General features: G+C 61.2%; 15 protein-coding genes and 2 pseudogenes. 7 read left to right on the plus strand and 10 right to left on the minus strand.

Annotated features, from left to right (window positions below; all coding sequences use genetic code 11):
• Positions 1-605: 605 nt before the first annotated feature.
• From RAD16_RS28640 to RAD16_RS28655, 4 genes and pseudogenes are all read left to right on the plus strand, one after another.
• A complete protein-coding gene (locus tag RAD16_RS28640) occupies positions 606-1,631 on the plus strand; it encodes an alpha/beta hydrolase (RefSeq protein ID WP_458161178.1) in 1,026 nt (341 codons plus the stop codon).
• Between the two features lie 578 nt (positions 1,632-2,209).
• Positions 2,210-3,637, plus strand: coding sequence for a hypothetical protein (locus RAD16_RS28645; RefSeq protein WP_458161179.1), 1,428 nt, complete (start codon positions 2,210-2,212; stop codon positions 3,635-3,637).
• Between the two features lie 130 nt (positions 3,638-3,767).
• Positions 3,768-3,836, plus strand: a pseudogene (locus RAD16_RS28650) (SEC-C metal-binding domain-containing protein); the annotation flags it as partial.
• Between the two features lie 888 nt (positions 3,837-4,724).
• Positions 4,725-5,483 carry a hypothetical protein gene (locus tag RAD16_RS28655; protein ID WP_458161180.1) on the plus strand — a complete coding sequence of 253 codons (759 nt, stop codon included), beginning with the start codon at positions 4,725-4,727 and terminating at the stop codon, positions 5,481-5,483.
• A gap of 111 nt (positions 5,484-5,594) precedes the next feature.
• On the opposite strand, the gene RAD16_RS28660 is transcribed toward RAD16_RS28655, so the two are convergent.
• The 6 genes from RAD16_RS28660 to RAD16_RS28685 all read right to left on the minus strand — a co-directional run bounded on the left by RAD16_RS28660 (position 5,595) and on the right by RAD16_RS28685 (position 11,798).
• Positions 5,595-5,822, minus strand: a complete 228-nt coding sequence (locus RAD16_RS28660) for a hypothetical protein (protein WP_458161181.1) — start codon at positions 5,820-5,822, stop codon at positions 5,595-5,597.
• Positions 5,823-6,282: 460 nt separating this feature from the next.
• Positions 6,283-7,530, minus strand: coding sequence for a DNA polymerase IV (gene dinB, locus RAD16_RS28665; RefSeq protein ID WP_458161182.1), 1,248 nt, complete (start codon positions 7,528-7,530; stop codon positions 6,283-6,285).
• A gap of 540 nt (positions 7,531-8,070) precedes the next feature.
• Complete coding sequence (locus RAD16_RS28670; RefSeq protein WP_458161183.1) at positions 8,071-8,526, minus strand: hypothetical protein; 456 nt, start codon at positions 8,524-8,526, stop codon at positions 8,071-8,073.
• A gap of 36 nt (positions 8,527-8,562) precedes the next feature.
• Positions 8,563-10,218, minus strand: coding sequence for a cation/acetate symporter ActP (gene actP / locus RAD16_RS28675; RefSeq protein ID WP_458161317.1), 1,656 nt, complete (start codon positions 10,216-10,218; stop codon positions 8,563-8,565).
• Positions 10,218-10,517 carry a DUF485 domain-containing protein gene (locus RAD16_RS28680; protein ID WP_458161184.1) on the minus strand — a complete coding sequence of 100 codons (300 nt, stop codon included), beginning with the start codon at positions 10,515-10,517 and terminating at the stop codon, positions 10,218-10,220. Before RAD16_RS28680 ends, actP begins: the two co-directional genes overlap by 1 nt.
• A gap of 30 nt (positions 10,518-10,547) precedes the next feature.
• Entirely contained in the window at positions 10,548-11,798 is a 1,251-nt protein-coding gene (locus RAD16_RS28685) for an FAD binding domain-containing protein (protein WP_458161185.1), read from the minus strand.
• A 177-nt stretch (positions 11,799-11,975) separates the two neighbouring features.
• On the opposite strand from RAD16_RS28685, the gene RAD16_RS28690 reads away from it, so the two are divergent.
• On the plus strand, positions 11,976-12,641 hold the full coding sequence (locus tag RAD16_RS28690) for a TetR/AcrR family transcriptional regulator (RefSeq protein ID WP_458161186.1): 666 nt from the start codon (positions 11,976-11,978) through the stop codon (positions 12,639-12,641).
• Between the two features lie 89 nt (positions 12,642-12,730).
• On the opposite strand, the gene RAD16_RS28695 is transcribed toward RAD16_RS28690, so the two are convergent.
• The 4 genes from RAD16_RS28695 to RAD16_RS28710 all read right to left on the minus strand — a co-directional run bounded on the left by RAD16_RS28695 (position 12,731) and on the right by RAD16_RS28710 (position 17,189).
• Positions 12,731-14,971, minus strand: coding sequence for a molybdopterin cofactor-binding domain-containing protein (locus RAD16_RS28695; RefSeq protein WP_458161319.1), 2,241 nt, complete (start codon positions 14,969-14,971; stop codon positions 12,731-12,733).
• Entirely contained in the window at positions 14,971-15,456 is a 486-nt protein-coding gene (locus RAD16_RS28700; RefSeq protein ID WP_458161187.1) for a (2Fe-2S)-binding protein, read from the minus strand. The genes RAD16_RS28695 and RAD16_RS28700 overlap by 1 nt, the downstream gene beginning before the upstream one ends.
• Positions 15,457-15,499: 43 nt before the next feature.
• Positions 15,500-16,807 carry a c-type cytochrome gene (locus RAD16_RS28705; protein ID WP_458161188.1) on the minus strand — a complete coding sequence of 436 codons (1,308 nt, stop codon included), beginning with the start codon at positions 16,805-16,807 and terminating at the stop codon, positions 15,500-15,502.
• Between the two features lie 88 nt (positions 16,808-16,895).
• Positions 16,896-17,189 (minus strand): hypothetical protein, encoded by a 294-nt coding sequence (locus tag RAD16_RS28710; protein WP_458161189.1) that lies wholly within the window; start codon positions 17,187-17,189, stop codon positions 16,896-16,898.
• Here RAD16_RS28710 and RAD16_RS28715 point away from each other — a divergent pair.
• Positions 17,188-18,252 carry an MFS transporter gene (locus RAD16_RS28715; RefSeq protein ID WP_458161190.1) on the plus strand — a complete coding sequence of 355 codons (1,065 nt, stop codon included), beginning with the start codon at positions 17,188-17,190 and terminating at the stop codon, positions 18,250-18,252. The genes RAD16_RS28710 and RAD16_RS28715 overlap by 2 nt on opposite strands.
• A gap of 387 nt (positions 18,253-18,639) precedes the next feature.
• Positions 18,640-19,694: pseudogene (locus tag RAD16_RS28720) on the plus strand (alkene reductase).
• Positions 19,695-19,712: the final 18 nt, after the last annotated feature.

A 19,712-nucleotide genomic window follows, 5' to 3' on the forward strand; every position in this document is an offset into this window, starting at 1 on the left:
GCCGCTTCCATGTTGGCGGTCTTCTCAATTTCTTCCAGGGCCCACACCAAGAGCTGCATGGCGGTCTTTGCGTGGGAATTGGACGGATCGGTCATACGGACGGTGTGCACTGTTTTCTGACATCGGTCGTCTTTCGCGGGCGCATAGACGACATGCAGTGAGCAAGGGTCCGTACCAAAGTGAACGGTTCATAGTCGGATCAGCCGCGCCCCGTCGTCCGTCGATGCGGCTCGTACCATGCTCACGAGGTTCATCTCGTCCTACAGGTGACAAGCCCGCCTTTAACGCCGCCCGCGTCCACCGCAACTCCCAGCCCGCGCTCGTGACGACGTACGACCGCCCCCTTGGTCGGCTTGGGATGGGCGACCCATACAATATTTCCGAATTTCGGTAGAGTGGAATGCTTTTGGCGTGCCGGCTTGACAGCGGCCTGGCTGTTTTGCCGGACAGGCACCTTGATCCGATGTCAGACTTATCTTGCGCTCCCGCGGACGCCATGCCCCTGCAACCGACCGCGAAGCTGCTCCGCCGTCTTCTCGCCCCCATTGTCATTCAGTGAGGCAGGCGGGGCGGCTTACGGTGGGCAAAGTTCCCAAAGGTTCCGCGTGATCGTCCGACGTCTTCTGCAACGCAACTCCCATCACTCTGTTTCGCGCCGCGCTCTGCTCGGCGGGCTCGTGTCGGCAGGGAGTGCGCTCGCCCTCGGCGGATGTGCCGGCCTGGGAGCGACCGGCGCACGTTTCGACGCGTCGTCCCTCTCCGTTGACCCCACCTTGCTTGTCGTCACCACGCGCAAGCCCGTGAACGGCGGTCGCACGAAGCCATGGTTTGGGCCGGAGCGCGCCACCGCCTTGACGGTCGCGAAAGCAAAGCTGGTGGCGCCAGACGAGAGCCGCCTGTCTCTCGCCTCGGTCGGGCTCGGTGATTGGCGCCTTGATCGGATCGAACCGGTGTCGGCCGACGCCGGCGATCTCGCCGCGCAGACCGGCGGAGGGGACGTGCTGATCTACGTGCACGGCTTCAAGCAGACATTCGAGACGGCGGTGCTGGATGCCGCCCATCTCTCCGATGGGATCAAGTTCCGCGGACGGACCATGGCATTCTCCTGGCCCTCCAAGGCAGGACTGTTCGACTATGCCTATGACCGCGACAGCGCGATGTGGTCTCGCGACGATTTCGAGCGCGTGCTCTCTGCGCTCGTGTCGGCGCCAAGCGGCGGTCGCGTGCACATCGTGGCGCACAGCATGGGAACCATGCTGACGCTCGAAAGCCTGCGTCAGCTCTACGCGCGATACGGCGACACGGTTACGGGCAAGATCGGCGCGGTCGTGTTTGCCGCGCCCGATATCGACATGGACGTGTTCTCATCGGCTATCCACCGCATCGGCCCGCTCGCCGGCAAGATCACCGTGATCGCCGCGACGAACGATCGCGCACTCGCGCTGTCGGGACAAATCGCAGGTGGAATGACCAGGGTCGGTGCCGCCGAGAAGGCCGCCATCGCACAGCTCGGTGTGCGCGTGCTCGATGCCTCCCAGGAAGGCTGGGGCATCATCAACCACGATCTGTTTCTTTCGAATGCGGAAGTGCAGCGGGTGATCCGCCGCGCCATCGACGGCACGACGGCGTGAGCGAACGCCGGCGCGGCCCGTGGGAGCGGAGGAGTTAAGTCACCGTAATCGGGTATGTTCGTGCAGGTTGACCCGTCGCCGATTTGCTTTGGCCCCGCCGGCCTGCCCCTTACAGCCCCGAATGGCTCAACGCGTTGAGCAAGGCCGACCGGCTGGGGAGCGCCGGACGCTTCAAAAAATGGCATAGGGGATGAAGGCATAAAATGGCGCGCCACTCAGAATAAAACCGCGAACTCTTATGTAATTGATATCGTTTTATGATTTTCTATTCCAATGCCACTAACACAGCATCCGCGTTCTGGGAGCGGCGCGGTTTCATTCCTTCAAAAGACGATCCGCCGATCCTCTTCAGATCGATCGCCGATGTTGCGGCATCGCTGCGCTAGCTTATGTTGTCGGGTGGAATTCCCCGCGCCTCACCGGGCTGATCGCCGGGCCGGCGCGAGCGCAACGAAAAAAATCGTTGATTTTCATCCGAACGATCCGGTTCCGGATCGCGGCGGTGGCGCACGCTTGCTAACCTGTGGTGCAGTCACATCCAGGGCCGCGATCAGGGTTTCCAATACGCGAGCAGGAACATGGCCGGCAAGCATATCCTCGACGGGCTGATCAAATGGTCCATGCGCGACCGATGGGCCGATCAGTTTGAGGCGATCTTCGAAGATCATCTCATGCAAACTTGCGACGAAACCGGCCTCGATATGGATGAAATCGCCTCGACCGTAGGCGAAGGCCTGTTCATGAGCACGGTGTGGGCCTGCGCTTTCGAAGACTTCCTGACTCGTGAGTTCGAGGACGGCGAAAACGCAATCGACGACTATCTGAAACGGCGCGGCTGGAAGGAATCCGCGTCGGTGCGCACCTACATGGCCGCGCTGCGAAATTCGACGATGAGCCTTTACGAAGTCAGCGATATTGTCCGCGGCACCTCGTTTCTGGCGCGCGACCTCATTCGCGGCGGCGAGCCGGTCCTGATCAGCGAGCGCAGTGCGACCCAAAGTCTGAAGCCGTGGGACCGCATTGCCGCCCGCGTCATTCAGGTGGGATCGCGAACGCAGATCGGTGGCGGCTTGCTGGTATTCGACCACGAGACATCGGAAATCCTCCTCGAGTCCCTTCGCAAGCTCGATTCGCTCAGCAGCGAGGAGAAGCGGGAGCTTGCCGAGGCGAACGGATACGAGTTCGACGAGGACGCATTCTCGGACCTTTCTCCGACCGAGAGGCTGCGTGCCTCCGCTCCCATCTTCACGACAGTTTGGCTCATCGACGCGATTGGCCGAATTCAGTCACCGAGGATTCCCGATTTACGGAACGCCGAAGGGGACGAGGTGATGCTGTGCGAGGCGCGCTTCCCGCTCGCCGTCCGCACCACGGAGCATGACATCAGAGCCGTTTTGGAAGCACGTCCGGAGTTTCGTGCCAGAAGTTCGGCTTCCTGGAGCTGGGTTAGCGATGCAAGGGGCATTGCCAAGCCGGTCGCAGCAGCATCCGAGCACGATGGGCCGTCGCCGGAAACACTCACCTGCGAAACGTGGTCCGACGAGGGCGCGCTCGTGCTCGCAGACATACGGTTGGACGACAGGAAGCTGGTGCTCAGCGCCAACTCCAAGCAGCGTTGCGACCGCGGATGCGCGCTGCTATCCGATGTCCTCGGAAGACGCCTGCGGAAACCCACGGTCAAGACGGAATCGATCGAGCAAGTCATGGCAGCACGCGATTCCGGCGCGCCGAATCAGCTCGATATTCCCGAGGACGAGCAACGCGCCATCGTCCATGATTACATGGACCGGCACTACCGCGACGTGCTCGATCAACCGGTTCCCGCGCTTGGAGGGCGAACACCGCGTGCCGCGGTCAAAACGGCAGGCGGACGGATCAAGGTCGTCGAGTGGCTCAAGATCATGGAAAACCAGACGGCGAAGCCTTCCGATCCAAATAGTCCGATGGCCAGCTACGATTTCGCGTGGCTATGGACGGAATTGGGCCTGAGCGAACTGAGGGACTGAACGATCCGGCAATGGCCGCCGCCTCCGCCGTGCCCCCCGGAGAGTTGCTCAGTTCACCACGCTCTTGCGTCTTCGTTCGGAAGAAAATCTGTCAATCGGTTCGGTAGCTGGCGTTCCCATGGTGAATTCAGACAAGAAAGTAGGACGAAACGACCCCTGCCCCTGCGGCAGCGGCAAGAAGTTCAAGAAGTGCTGTCTCAACTCACAAAGCCTGAACGAACTCCCATCCGGATTGCACCAACTCGATCCGCTGGAGCGGGAAATCGCCCTGTCGGTTCTTGAGCAGGCGCAAGGAGCGATCCTGGAATATGATCCGTTCACGGAGCCTGCCCCCGAACAATGGCTTGCGCTGGACGAGCAGGAGCGGATCGATCTTGTCGTGGAGTACCATCGGCGTGCGCGGATCCGCGTCCCGCGCGAGAAGGTGCATGCTGTTTTTCACGTTGTCGTCGAGAGCCAGATTGCCGATGCCGAACTGCCCGTGCGACGCATTGCGCAGCGATTGATGTCTGAAGGGCTGGATCGTCACGAAGCCATTCATGCGATCGGCTCGGTGCTCGCTGGTTACATCAACGATCTGATGCGCGAGACCAGATCGGGCAGCCACAGCGTTGAGGCGAATTCGAACCGGGATCCGAACGAGGCCTATTTCGCTGAGCTGGAAGCCTTGACGGCGGAAGAATGGCGCCGGTCCGCCTGATCATCGCGCGAACATCCGGTATCCGGCGAAATGGCGCTCCCTAGGGGAATCGAACCCCTGTTTCAGCCTTGAGAGGGCCAAATAATGGCTCCGCCTCTGTCCGTCGCCGCTCGCCAACGTCCAATAATTTCAATAGCTTGCGCGGCCACAATCCGGCATGGTTCGTCGACGTACAGTGTCGGATATTCAACGGATATTCGACGTATAGCCATGTTGGCGTAATCACCACGAAGCAGGAGCCAGTCGGCGTCGCCAACGACATTAATGACAAGCCCGCCGAAGGGATTCTGACCTTCGAACAGGCCGTGAGAGCGGCACGGGAGGCCGTAGCTCTAGCCAGAAGCCGCGTCGCAGGCGGCAGGCCCGGCTCCTACCGTGCGCTCGGCCGTGGAATCCCAGGTCAAGGAACGCGACGCTAGAGAAAGACGCCGAACAGGTCTCGACGTCCGATCCGACGCCGGCACCAAGCTGCGGCGCTATGTTCTTGGTCAAGAAAAGCGCGGCAATCAGGAAGCTGCGGAAGCTGCCCCTCTCGCATCGGTGCGTCTGCATGCCTTGAAAGACGACTTGATAACGTGGCGTGAGAGTTTGCCGCAGGACTTAAAGGTCACGACCAAGCAGCGGCTCGTGAATGACCTCAAGGCCGCACTAAATGCAGCGTGGCCGCGGCTTTCCGCAGATCGGAAGAAACTAAACCCGACGTTCCTCGCCATTGTGAAGGCCGGCTTCAAAGCCGAGAGGATCGACGAGGTGCTCTTGCCCGCGATCGCTGGGAGGCCAAGCGATGCACCTCTTTTCGAGCGGTGGATCCATGAACAGGAGCCGAGCGGTATTGCATGGAAGAAGTCTGAACGCGGTCCGTGGAAAAGGGGCGAGCTTGCACGTCCCTGGAAGGCCATTCGCGAGCGCGCCGGTATGTCGCAGGTGATTCCCTATGCTTTGAGGCACTCGAGCATCGTGCGCGGTCTCCGGAAGGGCTTGCCCATCCAACAGGTCGCCAAGTTGCATAATACCTCAGTCAAAATGATCGAGCGGCACTACGCGAAATACATTGCGGCTGCCTTGGAAGACCTCGCAAGGGCGGCAGTGGTGTCACTTGTGCCGCGGACTGATGGAAACGTGGTGCGAATGGGAAAACGCGCGTAGCCGCATCAGCCTTTGTCGTGTGAGAAGCTGATGCGCAAATTGGGGGAACTGCCCCTACAGATATTCGCACCAACGCGCTACTGGACGAACAAACGACCTTCCGGCTCACAGCTATCCTTTGGACAGGCGCAATTCCTCGATGGCCCGGACGCAGATCTTGGCGGGGTCCTTGAGGCCGGTCTGCCCGATCTCAATGATCTTCCTGGCTATCAATTCGGTGAGGGGATCGTTTCGATCCTGTACGCCAATTGTGCGGAGGGCTTGCTCGTACGCGGTGGAAAGCCGCGTGATCTCTTCGGGCCCAAGAGGTGAGTTTTGAAGTATTCGGTAGATGGCCAAGTGTCAGTCCCCCGCTGCGCGCAGCGTAGCATTAGCCCGCTAAGGGGAACATTGCGATTTAGGAGCAAATTTTAGCTTCCGAGAACTGCGGAGGGAGTCGCAGCGGCTTCCCCGCGGCTGCAGGATGCGTATAGCGTCGGCTGGCCCCAAGCTGCGGGGTCGCCGAGGATCTCACTTCTCTGACGTCTCCGGCGACTACACGCGGGGCCCGGCACCGATTGGTATCCAAGGCTCACTTACTGTGCGCTGATGATAGGTTCAATCAGGGACGCGCAACCACCGATACCGACATTCGGTTCAAGTTGCGATCTGACTGGGGGATGCCCTGCGCCCCGAACGCAGTGAGCATCTTCTAACCTATTGATCTTTCTTGTTATGGCGTGCGTTGCCGCCACGGCGGTGTTCTCGCGCCATCGTGTTGGCCGCACGGGGCTGCGGTCTTTCCCATAACCGATGACGATCACAAGTCCTTTTCGGCGAGCTCACGAAACTCGTCAGGGACCGAACGAAAGATGCCGAGCGCCACCGAGCCATACCCAATTGCATCCCATCCAAAGCGATCACGGATCTTATCGACGGCACAGTCGGCGGCCCAACGTGCCATGCCGATCTTGCTGCCGGGGCGACGCGGTTCATCGTGAAGCCCAAGCGGAAAGTCCAGCTGCAGATCCCAGTCGTCCTCAAGGTGCGACACGGCGATCGCGAGGAGCGAAATGGTCTTCTCATCGGGGTGGTCTGCGAGGACGGCGCGCACCAGGTCCTCGGCGAGTTCGGCAAGGATTACGGTTGTCGAGATTGGCGCGTCGAGCGTTACCGAGCGCGTAGCGGAGTTCAGATTGGCGAAGCGAACCCGGACCGTCACGGTTCGGCCAAGCCTTTCCTTGGCCCGGAGCCGCGTGCCGATTCGGTCTGCAAGGTGAAGCAGGGTCGGTCGAAAAAATTGTTCTTCAGCGGGCTTCCTGCCGATCGCCGATTGCGCTCCTGCCGAGCGGGCCCGGCGGTGAGGTTTGATTTCCCGTGGATCACGATTCCACGCCAGCGCCGCAAGTTTCTCCCCCGCAGCGGGACCGAGCAGCCGCTCAAGCGACCATCCCGGTGTCGTTGCCAACTGCCCAATCGTCAGCACGTGGATTTCGGCCAGTCGTACCTTCGTGACCGGGCCCACTCCCCACATCAGTTCGACGGGTAGATGGTGAAGGAATTGCAGCTCGGTGTCAGGATCGACAATCACCAGCCCATCGGGCTTGGCCACTTGGGACGCAATCTTTGCAAGATGCTTGGTCCGAGCCACGCCGACTGAAATCGGAAGGCCGAGCTCAGCCCGCACACGTTGGCGGATTGTCTTCGCAATTTCGTCAGGTGGACCGAAGAGATGGGTGCAGCCAGCAACGTCGGCGAAGGCCTCGTCAATGGAAATCCGCTCCACGAGCGGTGTGAAATCGCCGATCACCTTGATGGCGGCATCGCCCAGCCGTTGGTATTCCTTGAAATGCCCGTTCACAAAAGTGAGTTGCGGGCAGAGTTCGCGCGCTCGCCGCCCTGGCATCCCGCCGCGGACCCCGAAGGCCCTGGCTTCGTACGAAGCGGCAAGCACAACTCCACCACCGACCGCGACGGGTTTGCCGCGCAATGAAGGGTCAAGCAGCTGCTCAACCGAAGCATAGAAGGCATCGAGGTCCGCATGAAGGATGGTGGCCGTCGTTGCCATCCGACCGTTCGCCCGTGATGTTCGAGGACACTCCACCTAGAACATAATGAGAACATCGGCGGCGAGTGTCAAGCCGATCTGTAGATTGATCTTTGAAATCAGCATCGCGAGAAGGCATGGCAATCACCCCCAGTAAGCGTCGCCGAGGGCAACTATCCTTGGGCTCCGAAGGCAAAGGTCACACGTTCGAATCGTGTCGGGTGCGCCAGTTTCTTTATTTTACAACGCGATATGCCTATCCCGATAAAAACTCCAGAGCTGGCTTGATCGAGCGAGTAAACAATCTGGACGAAAATCGTCGCCGAGTGCAGATTGCTCGGCAACTGAGCATGTCGGTCGAAAGCTCGTCAGCCTAAGAGCGGCGATCGTTTCTTTGGGCGGTCGGATTGGCTTTCGCAAGCCGCCGCGCCCGATTGCCTCGCTGACATCGTTGCCCTCCGGCCTCAGCATGATCATCGGTGCAACTTTGCGCATATGCGCGTCGGCGGGCAACGATGCTAAGGCTTCGATCGTTCCTGAGATCATACCAGGGCCCGCAGTTCAGCCCTCGGTCGGCAGCCGTTCCCGGGCGGAAGAGGCTTCGCCATGGCGTCCATAGCCAATCTCCAAAGGCGCATTGGCGCTGTCGAGGAATTCAACGGTGGTGAACCACAGGTCGGCATCGCCAACATTTTCGAGATCGTGGGTCTTGGATTCGCCCTTCCCATAGACGAAGTGACGGGTCTCGCCAGCCGAATAGATGGCTTCGACGATCGTCCCATCCTCCGCATGTGATCGCGCCCGACCTGGCGTGACTGCGGTCCAAAAGTAGTCCAACACGTGACGATGGAATCCAATGCGCTCGCCCGGAGCAAGCCGGATTTCCCAGACTCGCACGCGGTCCGTTTCGGACAAGAGCCTGGTGCCGACCCATCCGTTGAATCGATTGGTGTCGAACTCTTTGCGAATGAAATCGGGCCACGCGGCCCTACCCTTTTCCGTTACGCTAGCCCTCACTGTCGTGTCTCCTTGAGATGAGTTATCCAGGTTGCGTTACTCGACGCTCAGCCCAGTCTGGGCGCGGACGTGCTGCGCGCCGAATGATGCGCGGACCGAAGCGGCGGCCGCACTGCGGTCCAGAACCGACACGGCCCACGATACCGCGAAGGCGAGCGGAACCGAGACTAGGGCAGGATTGTCGTAAGGAAACGGTGCAGGCCCGAGCTTGAACGCCGCGGTCCATACTCCCGGACTAAGAGCGACCAGCCCCACCGAAGCCAGCAGCCCGGCGAGCGATCCGCTGATTGCTCCCCGCGTCGTGAGGTCAGGCCAGACGATCGACAGAAATATGACCGGGAAATTCGCGCTCGCGGCGATCGCGAAGACCAGCCCGACCATGAATGCGATATTCTGGTTTTCGAACAGGACGCCCAAGCCCGTCGAGAGCAGGCTGATTGCGACCGCGGCGGCCTTCGAGACAAGCACTTCCTCCTGCTCGTTCGCACGGCCCCTGCGAATTACACGGGCATAGAGATCATGGCTCGCCGCCGAAGCGCCCGCGAGTGTCAGCCCGGATACGACGGCCAGGATGGTCGCGAACGCCACCGCCGAGATGAACCCGAGCAGGAGCGACCCGCCAACGGCGTCCGCCAGATGCAGGGCGACCATGTTGACGCCCCCAAGCAGACCACCCGACGCATCGCGAAACTGGGGATTCGCCGAAACGATCGCAATGGCGCCGAAGCCGAGCACGAACAGCAGGCTATAGAAGATGGAGATGAACCCCGTCGCGACCAGAACCGACGTGCGAGCCTGACGGGCATCGCTCACGGTGAAGAAGCGCATGAGGATGTGAGGCAGCCCGGCCGTACCGAATATCAGGGCCAATCCGAGAGAGATCGCCGATATCGGATCCTTGACCAGTCCGCCGGGGGCCATGATCGCGTCGGCCTTCGGGTGCAAGATGATCGCCTCTCGGAAGAGAGCCTCCAGGCTGAAACCGAAGTGTCCGAGGATCAGGATCGACATCAGCACCGAGCCCGACATCAACAGCATGGCTTTGATGATCTGCACCCAAGTCGTCGCAAGCATGCCTCCGAAAGTCACATAGACCATCATCAGCACACCTACGATGCCGACCGCGTAGACGTAGGGAAGTCCGAACAACAACTGGATCAGCTTGCCGGCTCCCACCAACTGAGCGATCAGATAAAAGACTACGATCACCAAGGTGTTCACGCCAGCGACAGCCCTCACCGGCACCTCAGACAGCCGGTACGCCGCCACGTCAGCGAACGTGTACCGACCGAGATTGCGCAGCGGCTCGGCAATCAGGAACAGGATCATCGGGAAGCCGACGAGAAAGCCGATCGCGTAGATCATGCCGTCGTAGCCCGAGCTGTAGACGAGCGCCGTGACTCCCAGGAATGTCGCCGCCGAGGTGTAGTCACCGGCGATCGCGAGCCCATTCTGGACGCCCGTGAGCCCGGCGCCGGCGGCATAGAAGTCTTTCGCCGTGCTTGTCCCCCTTCTCGCCGCCCACCATGTGATCGCGAGACTAACTGCGACAAAGCCGAGGAACATGGTGATCGCCGTCGCATTCAACGATTGCCGCGCGTTGACAGCTGAAGCCAGCGCGTCAGCTGCTGCAGGATCTGAAAGAAGGACTAATGCGGTCGCAAACAAGGCTCCGCAACCCGAGCGGGACATCATCGCAGGTCCTCCAGAAGAAGCTGACTGAGCTGATCGAAACGGCAATTGGCCCGCCGGACATAGACGGCGGTGAGAATGAAGCCGAGCGCGATCAGACCGACGCCGATCAACACGCCCCAAGTGATCACGGTACCATCCCATAGTGGACGCCCGAGCAACCGGGGCCAGAATGCGATGGTCAGAATGTAGGCGAAATAGGCGGCGGCCATGACGATCGACATACCCACGCCAAGGCGTGCGCGTTCGCGCGCAAGCTGATTGAACGCGGGATGGGTCTGGATGGCTTTCAAATCCATTGGTCTCCTTTCCTCCATTTTTAAATCCTCTCAGGCGGCGATGCCCGCCGCGACGGCGGTCTCCGTCATCACTGCCTCGGGGCTGCGATACCGCTCCGCCATCGCCCGTTCCTCGGCAGTGGCAATCTGCGCCTGCATGTACGCGCCGAGATCGCGGGCACGACGGACGACCGCGGCTCCGAACGGAAGCCGCATCGACTCGAATTTCGCAAGCGCCGCGGGCAAATCGGCCGGGTGCGCTCGCAAAGCATCAGCCAGCGCTGCCGCGTCGGCGGCGGCCTTCGTCACTCCCATTCCGACATGGGGCCTGGCCACGAACGCGGCATCACCCAGGATCACCGTTCGGGATCCCAGCGCCATGCGCGGTGTCTCGAGATCCAGAATGGCCTGGATGAACGGCTGAGGGGTAAGGCGAACGACCTCGGCGAATTGCGGTGCAAGCAATTGCTCCGCGTCCCGACGCATTGAGGCGATCACCTCGGATCGAATCCTGCTCGGCGGAATGGACAGTTCGTGCCGGACGCCGTCAATGTCCGTCAGCAAATCTGCCAAGCCATGGTCGGCGTTGGCCGGGCGGTACCAAACAAAATTGAAGCGACGCTCTCCGACATCCATCTCTTCGTTGGCGCCGGCGACGGGATAGCCGAGCATTTGCTCCCCCGGAGGGAGGCTGAAGGCGAACCAATCGCACAATTCTTCGCGCGTTCGAGACGACAGGTCTCGCTCATTGACGAGGCCACGCCACGCGACATAGCCGGCGTAGACAGGACGGACCTTGGCCGCAAGCTGCGCCCTGACGCACGAGAATATGCCATCCGCGCCGATCAGCAGATCTCCTGAAACCTCCGAGCCGTCGGAGAAACGCGCCAGCACGCGATCGCCAAGCTCGGCAACCTCCGCAAGGTTTTTGCCGTGATGATAGTGCTCTGCCGGGAGCGCTGCCTTCAGAAGCCCATAGAGGTGTCCCCACGAAGTAAGGACCTGCCGCAACCCGAGTTCGCCCACGATGCGGCCGCTCCCGTCCAGCACGCGCCGTCCTGGGACAACGACTCCAACGGCGGCGGCGTCGGTATCGATACCCGCCCTGCCCAGGACCTCGAACAGTTCACGGTGGGTCACGATGCCCGCGCCACGGCCTGCCAGTTCGGCGCCGATACGCTCGTACACATCGACGTTCCAGCCTTGCCGCCGCAATAGCAACGCGGCGAACAGTCCGGCCATGGACCCTCCAACCACCAGCGCTTTCGGCTGCGCCCCTTGGCTCCAACGATGGTCACTCAAGAGCGACCTCCCTTTTGCAATCGTTATTTATCGATTGATCAATTATCGGGACGTCATTGACGGAAGTCAACGACTATTTATCGTTCGATAAACAAAACGTGATGACCGCACCCGGATCGGCTGCGACGACAAATCGGTGTATGAAGTTTTGAAGGCACTCAAACTGACGAATCAGATGTGAAGCAGCGCAGCAAAGCGGGTCACCGGACGCCGATCCGAGAGCAGCAGAGACTGGACCCGTCGGAGCGGGAAGCCATTATCGCGCAAGAAGCCGTCACGTTTTTCGCCGAGTACGGGTTCGAGGGGCAGACCCGCGAACTCGCAAAGCGGCTGCACATTACCCAGCCCCTGCTCTATCGCTACTTTCCGAGCAAGGAAGCTCTCATCGAGCGGGTCTATCAGGACGTTTTCGTCGAGCGCTGGAAGCCGTCCTGGGAGAAAATCATCACCGATCGCTCAGTACCCCTGAAGGCGAGGCTAGTCCGTTTCTATCGCGAATATGCCGCGGTCATTCTCACCTACGAGTGGATCCGCCTGTTCATGTTCGCGGGCCTGAAGGATCTCGGATTGAATGCCCGCTATCTCAAAATGCTGCGCGAGCGCGCGTTCGAGAAGGTCATTGAGGAAATCAGGGTCGAGTATGGACGCCCCTCGACTGGCGAACTCCCGGTCACCGATCTCGAAATCGAGATGGTGTGGGGACTCCACGCGGCGATCTTCTACCTCGGCGTGCGCCAATTCATCTACTCGATGCCCCTCGAAACGGACGTCAATTCCATCATCGATGCAAAAATAGCAACCTTCCTGAATGGCTTTCGCTCCGTTCTGCCGGCGAAGGGCTAAGTCCGGGAGGCGCGTCTGCCGTCTTATTCGAAGCGCAAATCACATGATGTGTGTATTGGCAGGCCGTGCATCCACCGTGCCTTCTCCATTCAGCCTTCCGATCGGACCGCAACCGCTCTCTTGATTCGGACCGCGGTGAACGGAAGTTCGTACATTCGAACACCGGTCGCATCCCTGATCGCATTGGCGATCGCGGCTCCCGCAGGCCCTTGCGCGGCCTCAGCGACACCATAGAAGGCGTCGCCCGGACGATCTATCAGGTGGACTTCGACGGAATCCGGGACGCTGTCAAACCGCATGATCGGATAGGCTGACCAGTCCACCGACGTGACACGGGTGCGGTCGAACGTGACCCGTTCGAAAAGCGTCCAGCTCATCGACTGCAAAATACCGCCTTCGATCTGATTGCGGATCCCATCCGGGTTCACGACCTGCCCCGTGTCCACCGCCGCCACGATGCGACGGACGCGAACGACGCCACTCTGACGTGGCACCTCGATCTCAACTGCCACGGCGCACCAGGCCTCGAGATTCTTGTAACGTGCAAAGCCAAATCCGAATCCGGTGCTCTCAGAACGCTTGACCCGCCCAGCCCAGCCGAAACGCGATACCGCCGTTTCGATGACCTCACGCGCACGAGGGTCTTCGATGTGCCGAAGCCGAAACGTCACGGGATCTTGGCCCGAGCGAGCCGCCAATTCATCGAGGACGCTCTCGATCGAAAGAACGTTAAGGTAGCCTCCCAGGGAGCGCATGGAGGATCCGCGCAAGGGCATGTCCGGCAGGAAGTGACTAACCACCTTTGAGTTCGGGATCGCGTAAAGCGGAATGGCATTCCGGTCGCCGCCGCCCTCAGGCTGGGCCAGAGCAACGGGCGGCGCCGGCGGAAAGGCGTCGGCTTTCAGTCGGGCAGCGATCAGCGCCCCGGGAGGGCCAGGCCGCATCATATGCGACTGGCTCCAAACTTCGTGGTGCCAATCCGCAATCGCACCGTCTGCTCCGACCATCGCCCTGAGCTTGACCACCATACCCGGCCCGAATGGATCCCACGCGTGCTCCTGTTCACGCATCAGCTGTACCCTGACCGGACGACCGGGCATCGCGAGGGCAAGCATCGCCGCATCGGCCGCCGCGTCGTCGGCGCCGTTGTGCCCGTAACAGCCGGCGCTCTCTGCGTGGATGCAACGCACGTTCTCGGCGGACATCCGCAGCATGCCGGCGATCGCGTCGCGTAGGAAAAACACGCCTTGCGTATGGGTCCAAACCGTAAGCTTCCCGTCCCCGAATTGCGCAATCGCGCAGGACGGTCCGATCGAACCGTGCGTAAGATAGGGTCTGCTGAAGGTCCCCTCGACCAGAATTCCGGGCTCACCCGGATTTCCTGTGTCGTGAATCGTCGTGTCGTGCGAGGGCAGCTTCATCAGAGCGGCCGGCAAGTCCGCGCTGTCCGGAAGGGCTTGCTGCTCGATCCAGGTCGTGGTTGCCGCGAGGGTTCGCATTCCCTGGATCGCAGTCCATTCCCGGTCTGCAAGCACGCCGAGGAAGTTGCCGTCCCGCACGACCTTGACGATCCCACCCATTTGCTCGACCTGCGCGACGTCACAGTCCCGCAATGTGGCGCCATAACTCGGCGGGCGAACGACGCGACCGTGCAGCATCCCCTCGGGGCGCAGGTCCTGGACGTAGGCTGCTCCACCCGTCACCTTGGCCGGAATATCGATCCGCGGCACGGGTTGGTTCATTACAACGAAATCTGCCGGCGAGGTCAAATGCGAGGTCTGCTGTGCGTCGACCGCGAGCATCTGATCGCGGACCAGTTCGCCGTAGCCTAGGCGCATGCGGTTGGGGCCGAATATCTCGCCGTTGCGGATCTGCAGCGAAGTAGCGGGCACGCCGAGACGACGGGCTGCCTCGTCTCGGAGTATTTCGCGGGCTTGTGCCGCCGCATGCCGAATTGCGGTGCCGGAGTCCTGCATCGAGTGGCTGGCAGCCGTGTAACCTTCATTGGGCGTCCGCGCGGTGTCGGCCGTGATCAGCGATAGCCGTGCGAGCGGTAACTTGAGTTCCTCTGCCGCGACCTGAAGCAGCGCCGTCTTCAGGCCCTGGCCAAGTTCGGCTTTGCCGGTCAGGATCGTAGCGGCCCCCGACGCGTCGACGCGGATCCAGGCGTCGATCCTCGGCGTGTCGTCGAGGCTTCCGGGCAAACCGTGCTTCGAGGGTTTTCCACCTGTCCCGGTTTCAGTCTGTGCATGTGCTCCAGAAAGCCGGAAGGCGATGACGAGCGCGCCCGCGCCCGCCAATACGCCGCGTCGCGAGACGGCATGCGTCATCATCTTGTCCTCGCGTCGGCAGTCTTCGGCCTCATCTCTTCCGCGGCCCGCCGGATCGCACGCAGAATGCGCATATGTGTTCCGCATCGGCAGAGATGAGGCTGAAGTTCGGCCTTGATCGACTCGTCGGAGGCATGCGGGTCGCGATTCAGCAGCGCCTGGGCGCGCATCATCACGCCGGGAATACAATAGCCGCATTGTGCCGCTTGCTCGGCAATGAAGGCGCGCTGCATTGGGCCAGGTGCGTCCAGGTTGCCAAGTCCCTCGAGCGTCGTGATCGTCCGCCCTTCCAACAGCATCACCGGCGTGATGCAGGAGAAAATGGCCTTGCCATCGACGATGACGGTGCAAGCTCCGCATTGGCCCAGTCCGCAACCATACTTCGCGGCATTCAGCGCGAGTTCGTCCCTGAGGACGTAGAGCAGCGGAGTGTCCGGGCTTGCCTTGATCGATCGGCTCTCGCCGTTAATGGTCAGCCTTGTCATGGCACTTCACCGAACCTTCTATTTCTTTGTTGACGAGTCCAGCTCACCGGTTGCCTCTGGCTTCCGCGACAGCTTTGGCTAACCCATTCCACGGGTTTTTCCCGGCAAACTGGGTCCGCAGATAGTTGGCGAGATCCGATATCTGCCGGTCGCGGAGAACATCGCCAAAACCGGGCATGATCGGACGCGCAGAGCCGCTAGTGGATGGTGGTATTCCCCGCAGCACAAGATTGACCAGGTTGGTGGGCGTCTCGTCTGCAACGGCGGTGGAGAGACCAAGTCTCACGCTGCCCAGCGGCAAGGCTCTGTCGCCTTCGTGGCACGACGCACAAACAGCGGCATAGATCGCTCCGCCGGGGTCGGACGAGATAGGTGGCGTGGCTGCCTGAGCGCCGGCGACCTGCGGCAGACGTCCTGGACCTGAAGGGTCAGGTATCCTCACATCGTTCCGCCCCTCGCTCTTGCCGAGCGAGGCAAGATAGTGGGCCATCGCGCCTACGTCCGCGGGGTCGACAAGGGACAGATTGTCAACCACGTTCGCCATGGGGCCCTGAGCCGTCCCATGCTGGGGATGCGAGCCCCGCGCAAGATAGTCCGTAAGGGCAGCTTCGTCCCATGGGACGGGTGATTGCGAGCTTCGACCAAGCGCGTAGGCGCGCCAACCTTCGGCTTCGCCTCCTTCGAAACTGGCCGATGTCTTTTCCGCCCCCAGCAGATTGCGCGGAGAATGACAGGCGCCGCAATGCCCCAGTCCTTCGACCAAGTACTTTCCCCTGTTCCACTTCTCATTCTTCGAAGGGTCAGGGACGAAACGCACCTGACGCAGAAACAGCAGCTTCCAGCCGGCGAGTGTCAGGCGAACATTGAGAGGAAACGGGAGTTCGTTCGGTGGCGCCGACGACCTGACCGGATCGATCGACATGAAGAAAGCATACATCGCCTTCGCATCATCATCCGACACGCGTGTGAAGTGATCGTATGGGAATGCCGGGTAAAGGTGGCGGCCTTCGCGATCCACACCGGATCGCAGAGCACGGATGAACGCCGTCTCCGACCATCGCCCGATGCCGGTTTCCGGATCGGGCGTGATGTTGGTGGAGTAGATCGTTCCGAAGGGCGTGGGCATCGCAAGCCCCCCGGCGTAGGGGAGTCCGCCGGGTGCCGTATGACACGTGGCACAGTCTCCGAGCAGAGCAAGCCTCGCTCCACGACGCGCCTTCGCACGATCCGGGGCTCCGGCTGACCGTGAATCGATGGGAGGAATCGGCGATTCCCAAGCATAGAGAAGTGCCGCCGTCCCGCCGATCGCTCCAATCGCAAGCAGTGCGAGCAGAACGGACCTAAGCTTCATCGCTCTCCCCTCCTGGATGCGGACGCCATATCAGGCCGGTCCGGGCGACATCTTTTCAGTTTCATGCGCGACTTGCACAATCTCTCGATTACAGCTCGACGAGCCAATCCAAAGCGAGCGCACGGAATCCAATACGCCCGCTCGTCCGCAGCGTAGGGATCGAGCAAAGACTCTCTCGCCTGAAGAACAAGCGTGCGGCCAAGACAGCTGTTGCGGCGATTGCCGAGACCATCGCAGATGCCGCCATCTGCACATGGGAGCCATTCATCTTTGACGATCCCTTGTTATTTATCAATTGATAATTAACATTAGTGACGCCGAGGTCAAGAGCCGGCGCGTCGAACCGAGACTGCGTGCCGACGAAAAGAGGATTTGCCGCCATGTCCACATCAACGATCGCGACTGACCAACAGGCCTCCACGCTTACCCGTGCACACATCTTGGCGATGGCGGTCTGCGCGGGAATCGCTGTCGCGAACATCTACTACAATCAGCCACTGCTCGGCCTGATCGAGTCAAATTATCCGAACTCCTCGGCTATCGGTCTCATACCCACGGCCACACAGTTCGGTTACGCGGTCGGTCTCCTCTTCTTGGTTCCCTTGGGTGACCTTGTGGAAAGGCGTCGCCTTATCGCCGCGCAATTCGTCGTTCTGGCGGCGGCTCTCGCATTCGCCGCGGTCGCTCCATCGACGCTCGCATTGATTGCCGCCTCTCTCATGCTGGGCGTGGCGGCCACCGTCGCCCAACAGATCGTCCCGTTCGCCGCGACACTTGCTGATGACCGGACCAGAGGCGCCGCCGTCGGAACGGTCGTCAGCGGAATCCTGGGTGGCATTCTCCTCAGCCGCACGATAGCCGGCTTCGTTGGATCGCACTTCGGATGGCGGGAGATGTTTTGGCTCGGCGTCCCTTTGGCGCTCGGTGCCGCCGCGCTGGTCCGTTTGATCTTGCCGCGCCACCATGCGACGCAAAGTATCGGATACACTGCCGCGCTACGTTCGCTCATCCACCTGCTCGTCGAAGAGCCGGCGCTTCGACTGGCGGCAGCGACACAAGCGATGCTGTTTGCGTCATTCATCGCCTTCTGGACCGTCCTGTCTCTCCATCTTCAAGAGCCCACATTCGGACTCGGACCGGAGATCGCTGGCCTGTTCGGCGTCATCGGGGCGTCAGGCATCCTCGCTGCGCCTCTCGCAGGTCGAGTAGCCGATAAGCGGGGCCCTCACATGGTGGTTGCGATTGCTGCCGCCCTCTCCCTTTTCTCATGGGCCGTGTTCGCCGGCTGGAACGCCGTCGCGGGATTGGTCGTCGGGGTTGTGCTGCTCGACGCGGGGGTGAACGCGGCGCTCGTGTCAAATCAGCACCTGATTTTCGCCCTCCGCCCGGAGGCACGAAGCAGGCTGAACACCGTGTTCATGACGGCAATGTTCATCGGCGGCTAGTTCGGGTCCCTCGGAGCGAGTTGGGCCTATGCGCATCTGTCCTGGCTCGGCGTCTGCGGTTACGGGGCCGTGCTTGCGACGGCAGGTCTGCTGCTGCAGCTACCAACGCTTTCATCCCGAATCGGGAAATCATCGCGCCACTGACGCCACGCCGGGTTCTCTCAATAACTGTCATGGCAAAGTTGGCCACCCAGCAGGCAGATCGAATCCGGGAGTGCGCGCTACCGATCCGGTGCCGCGCAATCACTGGTCGCGCGAGGACAGCGGCGACTAACCCGGCCGACTGGCACCAGATCCCAACCTTAAAGGAGTGTGAACATGGCGGGTCTTTTTGATCGGACGACCCTGGGTGATCTCGATCTCGCGAACAGGATAGTCATGGCCCCAATGACGCGGTCGCGTGCCGACCAGCGCGGCGTCATCAATCCTACCGCATCCGAATACTACGCGGCGCGGACGAGCGCCGGCTTGATCATAAGCGAAGGCATTAACGTCGGACCGATGTCCAATGCCTTCGACCGTACGCCCGGTCTCTGGACCGAGGAACAGACCGAGGGATGGAAAGCGGTCGTAGATCGGATCCACGAAAAAGGGGGCGCGTTGTCGCGCAACTCTGGCACGCTGGACGCGCGAGCGCGCGTGGCCTGCTGTCCGACAAGCAACCGCTGTCGCCGTCGGGCGTGAACGACGACCTGGATCGGCTGCAGGTGTGGGCGCTGCTTGCCAACGGCGCATACGTGCGGATCGCGGCTACGCCGTCGCGCGCAATGACGGTCGCGGAGATCCAATGCGTCGTGGCGGAATTCAGACTGGCAGCCGCAAACGCTGTTCGCGCGGGGTTCGACGGCGTGGAAATCCATGGCGCCAATGGCTATTTGATCCACCAGTTTCTATCCCCGACGATCAACCTGCGAACCGACGACTACGGCGGGAGCGCCGAAAGACGATCCAGGCTGCTTCAGGAAATCGTCTCGGCGATTGCCGAGGTCATGCCGCGTTCGCGGATAGGACTGCGGCTATCGCCGTTCGCGGACTACAACAGCACGCGGGATCCGAAACCGGAAGATACCTATGGGCAAATCGCGTCGACGCTGCAGGCTGCCGGGCTCGCATATGTGCACCTTGCCGACACCAATGCTTGGACCGGAGCACCCGACTACGAAAGGATGCTTCCGATCTTCCGCGGACACTATCGCGGACCACTCATCGTCAATGCCGGCATCACCCCCGAGCACGCCGCCCGGATCGTCAGTTCCGGAGAGGCGGACGCTATCGCCTTCGGCCGCCTCTTTCTCGCCAATCCGGATCTTCCGGCACGGATTCGGGCTGGTGGTCCCTACAATGCCCCCAAACCGTTCGGGATATACGGTGGTTCGGATTCCGGTTATATCGACTATTCGCCGCTCGAGACCATCAACGGAAAGGCCGCTGCGCGAGCTTGATGCCGGCAGAACGGCGCA

This window comes from Bradyrhizobium sp. 18BD, from assembly GCF_054185225.1.

Excerpts from the sequence above, each read along its gene's own strand:
- RAD16_RS28705 (WP_458161188.1), bottom strand. The coding sequence starts at position 16,807 with ATGAAGCTTAGGTCCGTTCTGCTCGCACTGCTTGCGATTGGAGCGATC.
- actP (WP_458161317.1), bottom strand. The coding sequence starts at position 10,218 with ATGTCCCGCTCGGGTTGCGGAGCCTTGTTTGCGACCGCATTAGTCCTT.
- RAD16_RS28695 (WP_458161319.1), bottom strand. The coding sequence starts at position 14,971 with ATGACGCATGCCGTCTCGCGACGCGGCGTATTGGCGGGCGCGGGCGCG.
- RAD16_RS28680 (WP_458161184.1), bottom strand. The coding sequence starts at position 10,517 with ATGGATTTGAAAGCCATCCAGACCCATCCCGCGTTCAATCAGCTTGCG.
- RAD16_RS28715 (WP_458161190.1), top strand. The coding sequence starts at position 17,188 with ATGTCCACATCAACGATCGCGACTGACCAACAGGCCTCCACGCTTACC.
- dinB (WP_458161182.1), bottom strand. The coding sequence starts at position 7,530 with ATGGCAACGACGGCCACCATCCTTCATGCGGACCTCGATGCCTTCTAT.
- RAD16_RS28710 (WP_458161189.1), bottom strand. The coding sequence starts at position 17,189 with ATGGCGGCAAATCCTCTTTTCGTCGGCACGCAGTCTCGGTTCGACGCG.
- RAD16_RS28700 (WP_458161187.1), bottom strand. The coding sequence starts at position 15,456 with ATGACAAGGCTGACCATTAACGGCGAGAGCCGATCGATCAAGGCAAGC.
- RAD16_RS28645 (WP_458161179.1), top strand. The coding sequence starts at position 2,210 with ATGGCCGGCAAGCATATCCTCGACGGGCTGATCAAATGGTCCATGCGC.